The organism is Acinetobacter sp. 789_lipA (assembly GCF_058242845.1).
In genome coordinates this window covers 1,073,359-1,090,214 of sequence record NZ_JBZAYS010000001.1, presented here as the reverse complement: position 1 = coordinate 1,090,214, position 16,856 = coordinate 1,073,359, and the positions used below count along the sequence as shown (strand labels likewise).

General features: G+C 43.1%; 14 protein-coding genes, 1 tRNA gene and 6 pseudogenes. 11 read left to right on the top strand and 10 right to left on the bottom strand.

Going from position 1 to position 16,856, the window contains the following annotated elements; all coding sequences use genetic code 11:
- Position 1: 1 nt before the first annotated feature.
- From AC4CUZ_RS05110 to AC4CUZ_RS05085, 6 genes and pseudogenes are all read right to left on the bottom strand, one after another.
- A complete protein-coding gene (locus AC4CUZ_RS05110) occupies positions 2-1,498 on the bottom strand; it encodes a UDP-N-acetylmuramoyl-L-alanyl-D-glutamate--2,6-diaminopimelate ligase (RefSeq protein WP_005401359.1) in 1,497 nt (498 codons plus the stop codon).
- A 7-nt stretch (positions 1,499-1,505) separates the two neighbouring features.
- Complete coding sequence (gene ftsI, locus AC4CUZ_RS05105; protein WP_010327652.1) at positions 1,506-3,329, bottom strand: penicillin-binding protein PBP3; 1,824 nt, start codon at positions 3,327-3,329, stop codon at positions 1,506-1,508.
- A gap of 12 nt (positions 3,330-3,341) precedes the next feature.
- Positions 3,342-3,674, bottom strand: a complete 333-nt coding sequence (ftsL, locus tag AC4CUZ_RS05100; protein ID WP_004691506.1) for a cell division protein FtsL — start codon at positions 3,672-3,674, stop codon at positions 3,342-3,344.
- Positions 3,674-4,597 (bottom strand): 16S rRNA (cytosine(1402)-N(4))-methyltransferase RsmH, encoded by a 924-nt coding sequence (gene rsmH / locus AC4CUZ_RS05095; RefSeq protein ID WP_004978100.1) that lies wholly within the window; start codon positions 4,595-4,597, stop codon positions 3,674-3,676. Before rsmH ends, ftsL begins: the two co-directional genes overlap by 1 nt.
- 187 nt (positions 4,598-4,784) lie before the next feature.
- Complete coding sequence (locus AC4CUZ_RS05090; RefSeq protein ID WP_039890570.1) at positions 4,785-5,804, bottom strand: sulfate ABC transporter substrate-binding protein; 1,020 nt, start codon at positions 5,802-5,804, stop codon at positions 4,785-4,787.
- A gap of 252 nt (positions 5,805-6,056) precedes the next feature.
- A pseudogene (locus tag AC4CUZ_RS05085) lies at positions 6,057-6,737 on the bottom strand (sulfate ABC transporter substrate-binding protein); the annotation flags it as partial.
- Between the two features lie 59 nt (positions 6,738-6,796).
- Here AC4CUZ_RS05085 and AC4CUZ_RS05080 point away from each other — a divergent pair.
- Complete coding sequence (locus tag AC4CUZ_RS05080; protein WP_005005861.1) at positions 6,797-7,498, top strand: IS1 family transposase; 702 nt, start codon at positions 6,797-6,799, stop codon at positions 7,496-7,498.
- 29 nt (positions 7,499-7,527) lie between these two features.
- On the opposite strand, the pseudogene AC4CUZ_RS05075 reads toward AC4CUZ_RS05080, so the two are convergent.
- Together AC4CUZ_RS05075 and AC4CUZ_RS05070 are read right to left on the bottom strand one after the other, a co-directional pair.
- Positions 7,528-7,735, bottom strand: a pseudogene (locus AC4CUZ_RS05075) (substrate-binding domain-containing protein); the annotation flags it as partial.
- Positions 7,736-7,752: 17 nt separating this feature from the next.
- A pseudogene (locus tag AC4CUZ_RS05070) lies at positions 7,753-8,815 on the bottom strand (RNA-guided endonuclease InsQ/TnpB family protein).
- Positions 8,816-8,835: 20 nt separating this feature from the next.
- Between AC4CUZ_RS05070 and AC4CUZ_RS05065 the strand changes: the two are divergent.
- The 5 genes and pseudogenes from AC4CUZ_RS05065 to tnpA (AC4CUZ_RS05045) all read left to right on the top strand — a co-directional run.
- A pseudogene (locus tag AC4CUZ_RS05065) lies at positions 8,836-8,997 on the top strand (transposase); the annotation flags it as partial.
- A 76-nt stretch (positions 8,998-9,073) separates the two neighbouring features.
- The gene (gene tnpA / locus AC4CUZ_RS05060; protein ID WP_005401365.1) at positions 9,074-9,502 is read left to right on the top strand and encodes an IS66-like element accessory protein TnpA; all 429 of its coding nucleotides are present in this window, start codon (positions 9,074-9,076) and stop codon (positions 9,500-9,502) included.
- Entirely contained in the window at positions 9,499-9,834 is a 336-nt protein-coding gene (tnpB, locus tag AC4CUZ_RS05055; protein ID WP_005401366.1) for an IS66 family insertion sequence element accessory protein TnpB, read from the top strand. Before tnpA (AC4CUZ_RS05060) ends, tnpB begins: the two co-directional genes overlap by 4 nt.
- Positions 9,835-9,908: 74 nt before the next feature.
- Entirely contained in the window at positions 9,909-11,513 is a 1,605-nt protein-coding gene (tnpC, locus tag AC4CUZ_RS05050) for an IS66 family transposase (RefSeq protein ID WP_490747348.1), read from the top strand.
- 32 nt (positions 11,514-11,545) lie between these two features.
- Positions 11,546-11,809 (top strand): annotated as a pseudogene (tnpA, locus tag AC4CUZ_RS05045) (IS200/IS605 family transposase); the annotation flags it as partial.
- 72 nt (positions 11,810-11,881) lie between these two features.
- On the opposite strand, the gene AC4CUZ_RS05040 reads toward tnpA (AC4CUZ_RS05045), so the two are convergent.
- Both AC4CUZ_RS05040 and AC4CUZ_RS05035 read right to left on the bottom strand, forming a co-directional pair.
- A complete protein-coding gene (locus AC4CUZ_RS05040) occupies positions 11,882-12,124 on the bottom strand; it encodes a hypothetical protein (RefSeq protein WP_039890574.1) in 243 nt (80 codons plus the stop codon).
- Between the two features lie 101 nt (positions 12,125-12,225).
- Positions 12,226-12,866: pseudogene (locus tag AC4CUZ_RS05035) on the bottom strand (transposase); the annotation flags it as partial.
- A gap of 409 nt (positions 12,867-13,275) precedes the next feature.
- Between AC4CUZ_RS05035 and AC4CUZ_RS05030 the strand changes: the two are divergent.
- From AC4CUZ_RS05030 to AC4CUZ_RS05010, 5 genes are all read left to right on the top strand, one after another.
- The gene (locus AC4CUZ_RS05030; protein WP_039890577.1) at positions 13,276-13,560 is read left to right on the top strand and encodes a hypothetical protein; all 285 of its coding nucleotides are present in this window, start codon (positions 13,276-13,278) and stop codon (positions 13,558-13,560) included.
- Positions 13,561-13,708: 148 nt separating this feature from the next.
- On the top strand, positions 13,709-15,217 hold the full coding sequence (gene gltX, locus AC4CUZ_RS05025; RefSeq protein WP_005401371.1) for a glutamate--tRNA ligase: 1,509 nt from the start codon (positions 13,709-13,711) through the stop codon (positions 15,215-15,217).
- A gap of 92 nt (positions 15,218-15,309) precedes the next feature.
- Positions 15,310-15,385: transfer RNA gene (locus AC4CUZ_RS05020), tRNA-Glu, on the top strand.
- 152 nt (positions 15,386-15,537) lie between these two features.
- Positions 15,538-15,879, top strand: a complete 342-nt coding sequence (locus AC4CUZ_RS05015; protein ID WP_005401372.1) for a hypothetical protein — start codon at positions 15,538-15,540, stop codon at positions 15,877-15,879.
- A 148-nt stretch (positions 15,880-16,027) separates the two neighbouring features.
- The gene (locus AC4CUZ_RS05010; protein ID WP_005401373.1) at positions 16,028-16,831 is read left to right on the top strand and encodes a DUF4198 domain-containing protein; all 804 of its coding nucleotides are present in this window, start codon (positions 16,028-16,030) and stop codon (positions 16,829-16,831) included.
- Positions 16,832-16,856 lie beyond the last annotated feature (25 nt).

Below are 16,856 nucleotides of genomic sequence, written 5' to 3'. Positions count from 1 at the left end.
CTTAGTGTGCAGGATAAGCAGAATCAGTAGTGTGGTGCTGTGTATCAATCGCGGATTGCACTTCGACGACATCGTCAAACCAATGCCGAACACCCTCTATTTCTTGATAGTTTTCATGACCTTTGCCTGCAATCACGACAATATCACCCGCTTGGGCCTGTTGAACGGCAAATTTAATCGCTTCACGACGATCATGGATTTCATGAACCACACGGTTTGAGAAATCAATCCCCGCTTTCATATCGGCAAAAATTTGCTCAGGATTTTCTGTACGTGGGTTATCTGAAGTCAACAACACCACATCTGCTCCGTTTAATGCTGCTTGGGTCATGAGTGGCCGTTTGCCACGGTCGCGGTCTCCACCACAGCCAAATACTGCCCAGAGTTGCTGTTCCACATGGCGCTTCAACGTACTTAAGACTTGCACCAGAGCATCAGGCGTATGCGCATAATCAACCACAAACAAACGCGCATCATCACGAATCACTTGCATACGACCTGGCGCACCCTTGAGCTGTGCTGTTGTAGCAACCACATCGGCTAAATCAAAACCCGCTTGTTCAACCATAATTAAACTGGCGACCAAATTTTCAATATTAAAATGACCCAATAATGGGTTCTGTACCTGATATTCGGCCTGTGCCGTACACAAGCTAAAGTTTGCACCCGTCAGGCTATATTGAATATTCTTTACCAGATAGTCTGCAGGCTGCGTGGTTGAATAAGTTAAAATTTTCGGTTGGGCTGGATTATTTTGTGCCGCTTGAATCATGACTCCAGCATGCTCATCATCCAGATTGATGACTGCAACTTTCAATGATGGAAATTGAAATAAGCGAGATTTAGCTTCGGCATAGACCTCAAGCGTGCCATGGTAGTCCAAATGGTCGCGACTTAAGTTGCTATATGCAGCAATTTCAATTTCACTGCCCGCTAAACGGCCTTGTTCCAAACCATGTGAAGAGGCTTCAATCGATGCAAATTCAGCACCTTGCTTGGCATAGCTATGTAGTGCATTTTGTAGATGCAGCGCATCCAAGGTGGTATGCGACGATGCTTCTAAATTGGGCAAAATGCCATTACCTGTCGTGCCCATTACCGCACATGATTTGCCTTGTAGCATCAACAGTTCTGCGACTAAACGAGAAATGGTGGTTTTACCATTGGTTCCTGTCACCGCTAAAATACGAGCAGGCTGTACTTGGCTAGTGGCCAACAAAAATTGCTTTTGCCAGCCTCCCATCAAGTGACGCACATTCGGCACCACAATACTGTTTGCAAGTGCAAGCTCAGTTTCACTCACCACTGCTAAAGCCCCTTTGTCCAAGGCTATTTGCGCAAACTGCTCTGTTTTCTCAGGTTGTGAAAGTGATGTCAGCGCAATAAAAATTTGCCCTGCCTGTACTTTACGACTATCAAGAACAAAACCTTGAAATGGCTGTGCCATCCATTCAGCGCTTAAGTTAGCGGTGTAGAGTTGTTGAAATGTAATGGACATTCATCACCTATCTCTTGATTACAGGAGCATCTAAAGGTTTATCTAAAGGCACGTTCATTAAACGTAAGGATTCTTGCATAACACGGGCAAATACAGGCGCAGACACCGTACCACCATAGTAGGTCCCTTGCGGGTTTTCGACCACAACCACCATCGCTAAACGCGGGTCGCTGACTGGTGCAACACCGGCAAAAAGTGCACGATATTCATTGGTTGAGTAGCCTTTACGGTCAGCACGTAACTTATGCGCGGTTCCTGTTTTACCACCTACACGGTAACCCGGAATGGTTGCACGAGTCGCGGTACCACCCGGTAAGGTTGCCGTTTCCATCATCAACAAAACTTGATCCGCAATTTTTGGATCAATCATTTGTTCACCACGGGGAGGCGCATCTAACTTATACAAACTCAAAGGCATTTTCACACCTTTGTTAGCCAACATGGCATAAGCATCCACCATTTGCAGCACAGTCGCATTTAAGCCATAGCCATACGCCATGGTCGCCACTTCCGATACATTCCATTTACTTGGTGGAAGAATTAAACCACCACTTTCACCCGGGAATTTAACAGCTGAACGCTGACCAAAACCGAGACGTTTATAAAAAGTCGGTAAAGTTGCATAAGGGAGAGACAAAGCAATTTTAGCCACACCCACGTTAGACGATTTTTGAATAATTCCACCCAAAGTCAGTGGACCATAGTTATGTGTATCTCGAATGGTGTGGTTGCCGACTCGCATCGAACCCGGAGTGGTATTAACCACAGTATTCGGCATGTATTTGCCGCTTTCCAAGGCCATTGAAATGGTCAAAGGCTTCATGGTTGAACCCGGTTCGAAAGAGTCAACCGCACCACGGTTACGCATGGCGTCTTTATTGGACAAACTGTTTTTATCGTTCGGGTTATACGACGGCCACGACGCCATCGCTAAAATTTCACCCGTTTTCACATCGACCGCAATTGCTGTGGCAGAACGAGCATTATTGGCTACACCCGCAGCGGTCAGTTCACGGTACATAATGTACTGAAGGCGCGAATCAATACTGAGCGTAATATTTTCGCCCGGCTCAACTTCTTTAACCACCTCGGCATCTTTAAAACGATTGCCCTTTTTATCTCGAACAATTTGCTGCTCACCATCAATACCCGACAAGCGTTGATTCAGCTGCATTTCTAAACCTTCAATGCCCGAACCTTCACTGTTGGTCAAACCAATAATTTGCGCATTCGGTTGTGGCTGCGGATAGTAACGTTTGTAGTTCTTTTCGGTATACACACCTTGGAACTCACGTTTTGCAATCAGTTCGGCTTGCTGAGGTGGCACTTCTTTTTTCAAAACCAAGTAGCGCGAACGCGGACGTTCATTGAGTTTCCGCTTCAGTTCCGCACGATCCATGCCCACGGCATCAGCCAGTTCATCCAGATTTAGATTTTTGTCTGGTAATTGACGCTTCAATTTACGATTGTGTGGATCTTTGGCTAATTCAGCGGTAATTTCATCAAATAGTTTTTTATTATCAAAATAATCACGTGGGTCAATCACCACTTTCATAATCGGCGTACTGATCGCCAAAGGCACACCATGACGGTCATAAATCACACCGCGCATGGCCTTAATTTTTTCAGTTCTTAAAATATTGGCATTGGCTTTATTTTGCAAAAATTCGGTATTAATGACTTGTACGTAAAAAGCACGTCCAACCAAAGCAATAAAGCAGGCTAAAACCACCGCCCACATGAGATAAAAGCGCCACATTTCAACCTGTAGAGCCGATTTTTCAGTCACCGCTTGCTGTTTTTTACGAGTGGGTTTACGCTTTTCTACCATGTTACAGCGGCCTTATTTTTTGTCTTCTGAAGTCGTGGGTAAAGAAATCACTACGGTTTGCGCCGCAGGTGGTGAATACATCCGCAGTTGCGTCACCGCGCGCGTTCCAATTTGTGCAGTTGCGCCAAAAGTTTGCTGTTCAATCAGCAAACGGCCCCACTCTGCATTTAAGTCATCACGCTCGCGCATAAAAGAGCTCATTTCGCGATAGTCATGACGGTATTCAAACACTTGGAACACCACCATCATGGCACTGATAAACACCAGCACCAATAAAATGACATAGGCAATCAACTTCTTAAACTTTAACTTTGTTGGAATTTTTTCAACGACTTCAGTTTTCATTATTCGCCTTTAAGTGCTAAGCGCTCTGCAACTCTAAGCCATGCACTACGTGAACGTGGATTAGCTTTAACCTCTGCATCACTTGCTTTCACACGTGATACTTTCTTTAAACGACGCGTATCTGGTCGTTGTTGTGGCATACCCCAACCCATATCTTCCTCAAGTGTCGACTCTTTTTGAATAAATTGTTTAATTAATCGATCTTCTAAGGAATGGAAGCTAATCACAGCCAAGCGACCATTCGGTTTTAATACTTCTACCGCTTGCGGTAGGAAAACTTCAATATCTTCTAATTCTTTATTAATGGCAATACGAATTGCTTGGAAAGTTCGTGTTGCGGCATGTTTATTTTTTTCCCATTTCGGGTGCGCTACTTTCACAATTTCAGCCAACTGCGCTGTGGTTTCAATCAATCCGGCCGCTTTAATCGCTTTGGCAATACGACGGCTATAACGCTCTTCACCATATTGAAAAATAATATTGGCTAACGCCTCTTCCTCAATATTAACCAACCACTGCGCTGCGGTTGGACCTTTTGAATTGTCCATACGCATATCCAGTGGTCCATCTTTCATAAAACTAAAACCACGCTCCGCCTGATCAAGCTGCGGTGAAGACACGCCCAGATCGGCCATAACCCCATCGACCAAGCCAATGCCGCGTACTTCTAACTCATGTTTAAGGTCAGCAAAGCTGGCATGAATAATTTTAAAACGTGGATCTTCTTGTTCTAAAATCGCGGCTGTTTCCAGTGCTTGCGGGTCTTTATCAAAACCATAGACACGTGCATTTTCATCTAGCTTAGACAACAGCAAACGCGTATGTCCGCCACGACCAAACGTCCCGTCAATGAAAATCCCTGTATTGCGATCTGCTACCAAAGCATCAACAGTTTCGTGAAGTAATACAGAAATATGCGACATAAAGACTCAATATGATCGGAAGGAAAAATGTAACTGCACATTATTACCTTGTTTTAACAAAGCTCCAAACGACTTTTTGTAGGGAAATATTACTTTTCATAGACAAAACCGTTTTTAAACGGCATTCATTATCAAAAAAGCCTCCCAAGGGAGGCTTTGTAAGCAGCAGCTGAAATAATTAACTGGATTATTTACGGCTATTATAGATTTGGTCGAAAGTCGCCCCATTCACAAAGTGGGTCTTTTGAGCATTGGCCCAACCACCAAACACTTCATCAATGGTGAAGGTTTTTAACGGTGGAAATTGCGCTTTATATTTTTCTAAAACCGCAGCATTACGTGGACGATAGAAGTGTTTCGCCGCCATTTCCTGACCCAGTGGTGAATATAAATAGTTGATATAACCCTGTGCTAACCACTTGTTGCCATTTTTCGCCACGGTCTTATCCACGATTGCCACCGAAGGCTCGGTTAAAATCGAGATCGATGGATAAACAATATCGAACTGATTTTTACCTAAAGTTTTTTGTGTCACTAAGGCTTCATTTTCCCAAGTCAATAACACATCACCAATGCGACGTTCTGCAAAGGTGGTCATAGACGCCCGTGCCGCAGAGTCCATGACTTTCACGTTATGGTACATTTTACCTACGAACTCTTTGGCTTTGGCCTCATTGCCACCAGGTTGTTTCAGTGCGTAACCCCAAGCAGACAGATACACCCAACGTGGTAGACCACCTGTTTTAGGATTAGGCGTAATAATTTGTACACCCGGTTTGGTTAAATCAGACCAGTCCTTAATTTTTTTCGGGTTGCCTTTGCGTACCATGAACACAATGGTCGATGTATAAGGTGCAGAGTTATTTGGGAACTCTTTTTGCCAACCCGGCTGAATTTGACCTGATTTGACAATTTCTTCAATGTCATTGGCTAAGGCCAAGGTCACCACATCCCCTTTTAGACCATCCACGACCGAACGGGCTTGTTTACCTGAACCCCCGTGTGACTGTTTAAAGTCAACCGTTTGCCCTGTACGACTTTGCCAATAAGCACCAAAGGATTTATTGAACTCATCGTAAAATTCACGTGTTGCATCATAGGAGACATTGAGCATAGTACGGTCAGCTGCTTGAGCTGATGTCATACTGAATGTCAGACCTGTTGCCACTACGGCAGCAGCCCAGAGAGATTTCAAATGCGTTTTCATAGCGTATTAAATTAAATATCAAGAATTATGCTAAATATATGAAACAAAATCATAAATCGCAATTCGCTTTTGTTTTTTAAATACACATTATTTTTACATCACTAAGACTTAATGAATTGTTTTTATTTAAAATAATAGCAAACACTTTACTTATTCTTATTATATACATTTTTATGCTTAAAATATAATAAAAGTGGATATGCGTATATCCACTTTTATGTCCGAACGTGATCTCATTAAACCGCAGCACGTTTATTTTTCAGTATAAATTTGATCAAAGATCGCACCATTTACAAAGTGAGTTTTCTGCGCTTTGGCCCACCCTCCAAAGACATCATTAATATTAAAGGTTTTTTGCTTTGGAAATTGCGCAAGGTATTTGTTCGCCACTTGTTTATTTCGTGGACGGAAGAAATGCTTCGCCGCCAACTCCTGCCCTTTTGGCGAATACAGATAGTTTAAATAGCCCTTGGCCAAATTTCGATTGCCATTTTTGTCCACGGTTTTGTCTACAATCGCAACTGACGGCTCCGCTAAAAACGAAATAGACGGATAAACAATATCGTATTTGTCTTTACCTAGGCCTTGAGTTGCCAGTAAAGCTTCATTTTCCCAAGACAACAACACATCACCTATGCCCCGTTCAGCAAACGTGGTCAATGAACCTCGCGCGCCTGAATCAAGAACTTTGACATTTTGATACAGTTTTTCACCAATTCTTTGGCTTTAGCATCATTACCTCCAGGTTGTTTTAACGCATACCCCCAAGCAGATAAATAGATCCAACGCGGCGCATCGCTTGTTTTTGGTTTTGAGGTAATGATCTCACCCCCAGCTTGGTTAAATCATTCCAGTCTTTAATTTGTTTGGATTACCTTTACGCACTAAAAAAACAATGGTTGAAGTATAAGGTGCAGAATTATTTAGAAATTCGGTGGTGTATCAAAAAGTATGCTAAAAAAAAGCAGGTTGAATTTTGATAAAATAGAGAAATGCAAATAACTCTAGAAATCAAATGTCCAACCTGCCTCAGTGACAGTATAAAGAAAAATGGCATCAAAGTAGATGGGAAACAAAACTACCAATGCAAAGACTGCAAACGTCAGTTTATTGGTGACCATGCTCTGAGCTATCTAGGATGTAATTCTGGCATTACTCGTAAAATATTACAGTTAATGGTCAGAGGCAGCGGTATACGAGATATCGCTGAAGTTGAGCGCATTAGTATCGGTAAAGTCTTACGGACTTTAACTGAATCGGCCTATCAAATTCAGCCTAAACAAAGTCATTATGAATCTCTCGAAGTAGATGAATTCTGGACTTTTGTTGGAAATAAAAATAATAAACAATGGCTTATTTACGCCTACCATCGAGAAACAGGTGAGATTGTTGCTTATGTTTGGGGTAAGAGAGATTTAGCTACAGTCCAAAGGTTGAAGACAAAGCTTAAACAATTAGGTATTCACTACACCCGAATTGCAAGTGATCATTGGGACAGTTTCATCACTGCTTTTAAAAACTGCAAGCAAAGTATTGGTAAGTTGTTTACTGTAGGAATTGAAGGTAATAATTGCAAAATAAGGCATCGAATAAGGCGTGGTTTTAGAAGAAGTTGCAATTTCTCCAAAAAGCTTGAAAACCATTTTAAAGCCTTCGACTTAACCTTCTTTTACATCAATAATGGCTTCATTTAATGTCAGCATACTTTTTAAAACACCACCAGAAATTCTTTTTGCCAGTTTTTTATCAATTTGTCCAGTATTCACAATTTCATCAATATCATTGGCCAAGGCCACCACATCTGCTTGGAGACCCGTTGCAACGGCACGTGCTTGCTTGCCCGATCCACCATGAGACTGTTTAAAGTTGACCTCCTGCCCAGCTTTGCTTTTCCAATACTGATACTGTCCAAAGGCTTGGTTATATTCTTGTTGACATCCTCCCAGACCTAAAGAACGGGGATTCCTCCTCCGAGACGCTCATGTCCGAGCGCAAGAATATTCAGTGCGGAATTTATATCCCGATCATGGAGCGTACCGCACTCCATACACTGCCATTCTCTTATTCCAAGACCTGCTCTACCTTTCGGACTGCTAGAGCGTGAGCCACAGCACGAACATGTTTGGGTCGTATAGGCTTCGTTGACTTCTCCATACCATACTCCTGCGTTCTCGCATTTATACTTGAGCATGGTTCTTAGTGTTGTCCAACTGGCATCTAACACTGACTTCGCTAATCTAGTTTGTGCTAATGCTTTAGCATTCACATTGCCAACAAAGATTGCTGCATGTGCATTCACCAGTTTATGGCTGAATTGATGCAACATATTTTGGCGTATATTTTTAATCTTGGCGTGAATCGCTTTGACACGTTTCTTATTTTTTGCTCTTTGAGCAATGCCAAGTTTTTCCTCATATTGGCGATAGATTTTAGGAGCTTCGAGTTTCACACCATCTGAACAAGTGGCTAAATCTTTCAAACCCAAGTCTATGCCAATTGAGCCTTTAGCTATAGCTTTAACTTGTTGAATATCATCAACCACACACAAGGCAAACATACCAACGTCCACGACTGTCTTCTACAAATGAGCCTGTTTTGACGTTGTATTTGCTTAGTCCGTAGCTGTCCCATAGTTTAAATTGGTGCTTGCCATATTGCACATAGCCATCGGCGTATTTAATGGCTACTTTCTTAAAAGGTATCCAGCCTAATGAGCGTCTTGCAGATTTGTTGTTACTGACACGCCATTTTAGCTTGGCTTTTTTAAACTGCTTTCTTCGTGTAACTAATTCTTCTGCAATTGCCTGTATGGTTTGGCTATGTAAGTTACATTCTTTTGATGTGCCTTTCGTGTATTGAGCAATATCGTATGCTGAAAAGAATTGTTGTTTACGTTGTAGGTGCTTGAAACACAAATCATTGACATAATTCCAAACAAAGTTCACCTCTACTGCTAGTTGGTCTAGCATCTTGCAATGTTTGTCTTTTATTCGTAATTTAAGTGTTTTCATTACTAAAATATATTTGGTCTATGAGCAATAGTCAAGAGATTAGAACAGGTCGTCATTGTGTTTTTAATATGCACGTTCATTTAGTCTTTGTCGCTAAATATCGTAGAGATGTTTTTACCAAAGCAATGCTTGAAACAATGCGTGAAGTGTTTGAGCGTGTTTGTTTAGACTTTGAAGGTAAGCGTCCGCTGAACCCCACTTTTTCTAACTCATTAATACCGCGATAGTGTCCACTAAAATTTAAGTGGACACCTATTTATGGATTTAAAGACAGTTATAGACAGCACACCAACCCTAAAAAAGCCCCGTCGAACCTTCACGGCTGAATTTAAACATCAACTTATTCAGCAATGTCAGCAGCCAGACACATCAGTGGCCAAGGTGGCAATGCAACATCAGGTCAATGCGAATCTGTTGCATAAATGGATTCGTCAGTCCAGATCAATGGTTCCATCATTAACACCCCCATCTATTCCACAGACCGACTTCCTTCCCGTCATTCTTCACCCGACTCCAGTCAGACAAGAAGCACCTCCGCCACCTGTACCAGAGAAGAAAGTTGTCGCTCATATTAGGATTCCACTACATGAGGAACCAGGTTCCGTAAGGGGTCAGATGATCGAGATCGACTGGCCGGTGGAGTCAGTAACTGAATTACTGGTGCTGATCCAGGGTTTGACTCAATGATCCGTATTGATGAAATCTGGCTTGCTACCCAGCCGATGGATATGCGTGCAGGTATGGATACTGTCATGACTCAGGTGGTGAGAGTCTTTGGCTACATTAAACCGCATTGTGCTTACCTGTTCTGTAATAAACGTGGCCATCGCATGAAAGTGCTGGTACATGATGGACTGGGCATCTGGCTGTGTGCCCGGCGGTTGGAACAGGGAAAATTCCACTGGGCGCAGGTTCACCAGGGTGAAAGCATGGCGATCAGTCCGGAACAGTTACAGGCACTGATCCAGGGTTTACCTTGGCAGCGCATTGGACGACAGCAGGTGGTGACGATGCTCTAAACTAGGCTGGTCCATTCTACTATTCTCCAAACGTTCTATTTCCTCTGCGTCATGACCTCATGCATACTTCGGTCATGAAAATGCTGCCCGATTTAAGCCAACTGACCCATGAACAACTGCTGGAATTTACCCAGCAGTTGGCAATGCAGCATCAGTCTCTGGCACAATCAAATCAAGAATTAGAAAAATCAAACCAGCAATTGGATGCCAAAGTTCAACATCTTTCCATTCTCACGCAAAAATACGAGCATGAGCTCGCACTATTTAAACAGCACAAATTTGGCAGTAAAAACGAACATCTCACTGCAAAACAAATCCATCTATGGGATGAAGCGGTCGAAGAAGATATTGCCGCTGTTGATCTGGAACTGGAACGGCTGAATGCAGATAAAACTGATGCAGCGACACACAAAGCCACAGTCAACAAACCTAAACGTCGACTGCTGCCCGATCATCTACACACCATCCGTATCGAGCATGAACCAACATCAACCCAATGTGCTTGTGGCTGCACCTTGCGTCGTATCGGCGAAGATATCAGTGAAAAACTGCATTTCAGACCGGCACAGTTCTATAAGGAACAGCATGTACGTGGCAAATGGGTCTGTGATCAGTGTGACACCCTGACTCAGCAAGCGATGCCCGCCTATGTTATTGATAAAGGCATTGCTTCACCTGAACTGCTCAGCCATGTGCTGGTATCGAAGTATGCCGATCATTTGCCGCTGTACCGTCAGCGCCTGATCTATCAGCGGGCGGGCATTGATCTGTCCAGATCCACGTTATCTGACTGGATTGGTCGCTGCGGTGTGGAACTGGAACCTCTGGCCAATGCCTTAAAACAGGTGGTGCTGCAACAGCGGGTGATCCATGCCGATGAAACGCCGGTCACCATTATGCGGATGGGTGATAATGAGAAAAAACCAAAGAAAGGTTATGTCTGGGCCTATGCCACCACACAGTACAATCCAGTTCAAGCGGTGATCTATGACTTTCAGGATAGCCGTTCAGGTCAGCATGCAGAAGAGTTCCTGAATGGCTGGCAGGGCCATCTGATCTGTGATGATTACAGTGGTTATAAAGCACGCTTTAAATCAGGCCAGGTCATTGAGGTGGGCTGCATGGCACATGCACGTCGTAAATTTCATGAACTGCATGTGACCGGGAAAAGTCAGATCGCTGAACAGGCATTAGTGCTGATTCAGAAACTGTATGCCATAGAAGCAGAACTCAGGAAAAAGACCGATGGTACAGCAGAACAGCGCCGCGAATACCGACAACAGCATAGTCAACCGGTGATGCAACAACTGTATGAATGGCTCAACCAGCATCAACTGACGGTGCCATCGAGTTCTCCAACCGCCAAGGCCATCAATTACACTCTGAAGCGTTGGCCAGCTTTAAGCCGCTATCTGGATGATGGCAATTTACCTATAGATAATAATTGGGTTGAGAATCAGATGCGTCCCTGGGCGTTGGGGCGCAAGAACTGGCTATTTGCAGGTTCGCTGCGTAGTGGTCAACGAGCGGCCAATATCATGACCCTGATCCAGTCAGCAAAACTGAATGGGCTGGATCCGTATGCCTATCTCAGTGATGTGCTGAAAAGGTTACCGATCCATAAAGTGACCCAAATAGAAGAATTACTGCCACACCGCTGGAAATCCAACCCAAGTTAAAAAATAGCTATGGGGTTCAGCGCACGCTTACCTTTGAAGCCGAGTTGGCAGAATTTGATGGTGAAGATGATCATGTCCATCTACTTGTGCATTATCCGCCAAAGGTCGCTATTTCTAGCTTGGTAAATAGTTTAAAAGGTGCTTCCAGTCGTATTTTACGAACCAAGCACCCTGAAATTAGAAGCAAGTTATGGGGTAATGCTTTGTGGTCGCCTAGCTATTTCGCTGCATCATGTGATGGTACACCTATTGGGATTATCAAACAATATATTCAGCAACAGCAAACTCCGCATTAGCAATCCTAGCTAATCCCCACAAGGGGACTAGCGGATTGCAGCCTTACATCCCCGCCCTGAAGGTATAGGTATCTACACATCTTCGTGTGGATACCCCAACGCAATTTTAGCCATTTCCTTTAACTCATCCACCGAATAACTTTCCAGTAGCTTCAAGGTGTTTAATAAGATTGAAAGTCCAGCAAGTATTGATGGTGCACTTTCTCTTTTCCCTCGCTTTTGCTGTCGCCCAGATAGTCGTGTTAGTACGGCTCTTACTCGAGTAGTTTGTTCATCATTACAGCGTTTTATTCGCCATGTCAGTACGCAGGCCATACTCGCAACAAGTAGTTTTCTTAAAATTGCTTGAGGGGTCGTTTGGAGCCACGATTCAACATCATGACCCGCTTGTTTTAGAAGCTTGAAGTAGCTTTCAATTGACCAACGCCAAATTGACGATCCAACAAGTTAGGCGCTGTAGGCAAACGATGGTTTGAATCAGTCGTATGCTTGTATTTACGTGCAATCCTGCTACGTAAACCAAGCTTTTTAAGCATTCTTCCAACGGTTCGTTCGCTCATGCTGTAACCTAAATCATGCATGTCATGTACCAATGAAGGTGCACCCAATCGTGCATGATGCTGCCAATATACGGCTTTTAAATCATTATATTTCTGCGCTAGATTGGCCTGGCATTTTCGCCAGGCATAATAGCCTGAAGTGCTGACACCCAGGCATTTACAGGCAGAAGATACAGTGACTTCATTCACATCCAGATCTTGAATTACCGTGTACTTTTCTTGGCATGATCTGTCAGAAAGTACACATGCGCTTTTTTTAAGATGTCATTGGCGTCCCTGAGCTGTTTGACTTCTTTCTCTAATTCTAAAATCCGCTGTTGTTCTGATGAAAGTTGGCGTTTGCTTGAACCCACTGGATTGGCTTCACGAATCCATTTATCCAATGTTGAATAACCAACACCTAATTTCTGGGCGATTGCAGCTATAGGTTCGTGGGGGTTTGAAAGTGCATAATCAATCGCTTGCTGTTTAAATTCAGGACTAAAACGTTTAGCCATTTCTTGAATCTCCAAAGATTAAAGTTACGTTATCTTTAGAGGGACGTGCTGTCCATTATTTTGGCTAGGATCATAGATACCTATGCCCTGAAGGCGAGGTTTTACGGCTATACTGATAAAAAGATATCTCTAAAAGGACTATTTTGTGCACTTTTAAGGATAACCCATATCCACCCTCCACAGATCAAGCTCAAAATCTCCATGCTATCTCCACAGTTATTTGGTACAAAAAGCCAAATGATTTATATTTGATGTTTAAATGTCAATTTAGCCCAAATTTGTTTATAATTTTGTAAATTGTGTGACACGGTTCTACTTTTTTATTTGTGAAATCGGTTAAATTGAAACTAGATTACCAATGACTTTAATAAAAATCTGTTCCAATACCATGTTGAGAGGGGAAAAGGACATGAAAGCAACATTTTTACATACCGTTACGTTGAGTATCGGCTTGGCTTGTTTTAGCCAACTGGGACATAGTGCAGCCATTCAAAGCAATGATAAAGCGACGATGCCCACTGAGAAAACATCGTTGATTGAAAAAGCGCTCAGCCAACAAAAAGGCAGTGACCGAACCACGATGATGGATAATGATTTAAAAATCATGACCTCAATCAAAGTTGCACCGACACAAAATTTCTTTGCTACACAAAACCAGCGCTTTAGCCGTTTTGTGCAATCATTGTTCCTCTAAACTAAAAATAAGCCACAGTGTCGTAACCTCTCTCAAGTTATGACATTTGCGCACAAAAGCCTGATCACTGAATGTTGAATTAAGCATTAAGTGGTCGGGCTTTTTCGTTATAATAGACCTCAATTTACATTCTGAATCATAATTGGCTATGACTGTTCGTACTCGTATTGCACCCTCTCCAACTGGCTTCCCGCATGTGGGCACAGCATATATTGCGCTATTTAACTTATGCTATGCCAAGCAACATGGTGGTGAATTTATTCTGCGTATCGAAGATACCGACCAACTTCGTTCGACTCCTGAATCGGAAAAAATGATTTTAGATTCATTGCGTTGGTTAGGATTGAATTGGTCTGAAGGTCCGGACATTGGCGGGCCATATGCACCGTATCGCCAGTCTGAACGCATGCATATTTATAAACAATATGCACTGGATTTGGTTGAAAAAGGTCATGCGTTCTACTGCTTTGCTACGAGCGAAGAGTTGGATCAAATGCGTGCAGAACAACAGGCCCGTGGTGAAACACCAAAGTACGATGGTCGTGGTTTAAAATTATCTGCTGAAGAAGTTCAAAGTCGCCTTGCTGCAGGTGAGCCACACGTGATTCGTATGAAAGTGCCCGAAGAAGGCATTTGTACAGTCAATGACTTACTGCGCGGGGAAGTAGAAATCCCTTGGGCACAAGTGGACATGCAAGTCTTGCTTAAAACCGATGGTTTACCGACATATCACCTTGCCAATGTGGTCGATGACCATTTGATGCAAATCACCCACGTTTTCCGTGGCGAAGAATGGTTGCCTTCTGCACCTAAACATCAGTTGCTGTATCAATACTTTGGTTGGGAAATGCCTGTACTGGGTCATATGCCATTACTACGTAACCCAGACAAATCAAAACTGTCGAAACGTAAGAACCCAACCTCTATTAACTACTACAAAAATATTGGTGTCTTGCCTGAAGCCTTGTTGAATTACTTAGGCCGTATGGGCTGGTCGATGCCAGATGAACGCGAAAAATTCACATTGGCCGAGATGATTGAACACTTTGACATTCAACGTGTATCCCTCGGTGGTCCAATTTTTGATGTGGAAAAACTGAATTGGCTCAATGGTCAATGGATCAAAGGCTTAAGCCCTGCTGAACTGTTAGATACCCTATTGGCATGGAAAGCAGATCGTAAGATGCTCGAAGACATCGCCGCAGCAATTCAACCTCGTATCAACTTACTTTCAGAAGCGGTGAACTGGTCTGCGCATTACTTTAACCAGTTCCCAAGCTTGACCAAAGAACAGTTTGAAAGCAAGAAACTGAGCGAAGAACAAGTTCGTCAAAGTCTGCAATTTGCGATTTGGCGTTTGGAAAGCATGTTCACATGGAACAATGACACCGTAAGTCAAACCTTGATGGACTTAGCCAACCAAATGGAAATTAAGCTCCGTGACTTTATGCCAGCGTTCTTTATTGCGATTGCCGGTTCAACCGCTTCGACTCCAGTGATGCAAACCATGGTCACCATTGGCCCTGACTTAACCTTCGCGCGCTTACGTCATGCCCTTGAAATTGTCGGTGGTCCAAGCAAAAAAGAAGCAAAAGTTTGGGAAAAACTCAATGAAAGCCTAAAATTGCCGAAAAATGACGCAGTTGATGAAGCTTAATTGATTTTTTAGTTGACGCATGGGCGTTATATCCCTAATATAGCGCTCACACAGAGAGACGGTGTTAACCACTCAACGTGATGCCTCAATAAGTCCCTATCGTCTAGAGGCCTAGGACATCGCCCTTTCACGGCGGTAACCGGGGTTCGAATCCCCGTAGGGACGCCATATTTAAGATGGCAACATCTGGTAAAAAACCCAAGCATTATGACTTGGGTTTTTTATTGCCTCAAAATTATCAGCACTTCATTACCACGCTTTTTTGGCTTTCTGCTCCAATCCGATTAGAATACGGCATAGATTCGAATTTTGGAGTTGTAATGCAATATCGTTGTCCTCAATGTCAAAGCCCAAAAATTATGCCAGTTGCTCAAGCAGGGGTTCCAGCAACGCGCCCTGTTGTGCCTAAAAGTCTGGTTTTTTTGGTTCCAGCCATTTTTGTATTATTACTTTTGGTGCTCATTAGCATCGCAATGTGGCTGTTCGGGGATGGCGCTGGCTCAACACTACAAATTGCAACGGTCGTGGTTTTTATCGTGTGTGTGATTGCAGGCTTCCTGTTTTACCGTGACCTTCCTGATTTTAAGATTTCAATGCAAGGCTTCATGCAGTCTCAGAAAAAATGGAAATGTCGCGAGTGCGACCATGAGTGGGAAATCTAAGTTTTAATTTAGAACCCGCATCCAAAAAGGGAGTCTATGTACTCCCTTTTATCTGCTCAAAGAATAAATAATAATTATTATCACTTGTTAGTTTTTCTCGATATAATCAAAAACCTCATCTTACGAAATATTTTTAGGCCTAGTCTCTATGAAAAACGCTCTACTCTACACACTCTTGTTCTGTTCAGTGGCTCAAGCACATGAACCCTACGTCGCTCCACTGGCGTATCACACTGAAAACACCCAAGTCCCTGTATTGAGCGCCTATGCGGAACAAGCCTTTCATCCTGAATATGCCCTAAAAGATATTTCATTCAGCGTTTTCCAACCAAACCAAACACAGACTACGATTCAAGCACAGAAGCACTTAGAATCTGCAACTGCATTTGATCTTAAGCTACCAGAAAAAGGCACCTATACCATTTTTGCCAAAACCTCATATCCAATTGAATATGTACAACATAATCATCAATGGAAAATATTTGCCGATGTCGCAGCAGACAAAGTCCCTGCCTTAAGCGAGCGTGACTATGTCATTCCAAGTGACTTTAAAGGCAAAGTGCCAAGCAAAGTCTCTACGGTTCGCGAATGGAGCATTCAAAGCTATGTGAGCAAAGACAGCACCTCACCTGTTGCTGTAACGCCAGCCCCAATTCAAGTCAACTTCAGAACCCATCCAAACCAAATCACGGTGCAACAGCCTGTACAACTGCAAATTACTCAAGCAGGCAAAGCCCTAGCGCATGCAGAACTCATGGTTCGTGCTCAAGGTGAGCTTGAGCAACAAGCGAAAAGCACACCTGTCGACGCACAAGGCCATGCCACACTCACGTTTGCACAAGCTGGGCAATACCTGATTGAAGTGAGCGAAAAAGTCGATACCAAAGCAAAACCTAAAAATCAGTATTACACCATTATCAGCTTACAAGTGAATACCCCTAAAACACCTTAAGAGGCAATTGATAAGCATAAAAAAA

What these genes read in the sequence shown, in the direction of transcription:
- AC4CUZ_RS05015 (WP_005401372.1), top strand. Translation starts at nt 15,538, where the DNA reads ATGCAATATCGTTGTCCTCAATGTCAAAGCCCAAAAATTATGCCAGTT.
- AC4CUZ_RS05040 (WP_039890574.1), bottom strand. Translation starts at nt 12,124, where the DNA reads ATGGCCTGCGTACTGACATGGCGAATAAAACGCTGTAATGATGAACAA.
- rsmH (WP_004978100.1), bottom strand. Translation starts at nt 4,597, where the DNA reads ATGTCGCATATTTCTGTATTACTTCACGAAACTGTTGATGCTTTGGTA.
- AC4CUZ_RS05010 (WP_005401373.1), top strand. Translation starts at nt 16,028, where the DNA reads ATGAAAAACGCTCTACTCTACACACTCTTGTTCTGTTCAGTGGCTCAA.
- tnpA (WP_005401365.1), top strand. Translation starts at nt 9,074, where the DNA reads ATGGATTTAAAGACAGTTATAGACAGCACACCAACCCTAAAAAAGCCC.
- AC4CUZ_RS05030 (WP_039890577.1), top strand. Translation starts at nt 13,276, where the DNA reads ATGAAAGCAACATTTTTACATACCGTTACGTTGAGTATCGGCTTGGCT.
- gltX (WP_005401371.1), top strand. Translation starts at nt 13,709, where the DNA reads ATGACTGTTCGTACTCGTATTGCACCCTCTCCAACTGGCTTCCCGCAT.
- AC4CUZ_RS05110 (WP_005401359.1), bottom strand. Translation starts at nt 1,498, where the DNA reads ATGTCCATTACATTTCAACAACTCTACACCGCTAACTTAAGCGCTGAA.
- AC4CUZ_RS05090 (WP_039890570.1), bottom strand. Translation starts at nt 5,804, where the DNA reads ATGAAAACGCATTTGAAATCTCTCTGGGCTGCTGCCGTAGTGGCAACA.
- ftsL (WP_004691506.1), bottom strand. Translation starts at nt 3,674, where the DNA reads ATGAAAACTGAAGTCGTTGAAAAAATTCCAACAAAGTTAAAGTTTAAG.
- ftsI (WP_010327652.1), bottom strand. Translation starts at nt 3,329, where the DNA reads ATGGTAGAAAAGCGTAAACCCACTCGTAAAAAACAGCAAGCGGTGACT.
- tnpB (WP_005401366.1), top strand. Translation starts at nt 9,499, where the DNA reads ATGATCCGTATTGATGAAATCTGGCTTGCTACCCAGCCGATGGATATG.
- tnpC (WP_490747348.1), top strand. Translation starts at nt 9,909, where the DNA reads ATGAAAATGCTGCCCGATTTAAGCCAACTGACCCATGAACAACTGCTG.
- AC4CUZ_RS05080 (WP_005005861.1), top strand. Translation starts at nt 6,797, where the DNA reads ATGCAAATAACTCTAGAAATCAAATGTCCAACCTGCCTCAGTGACAGT.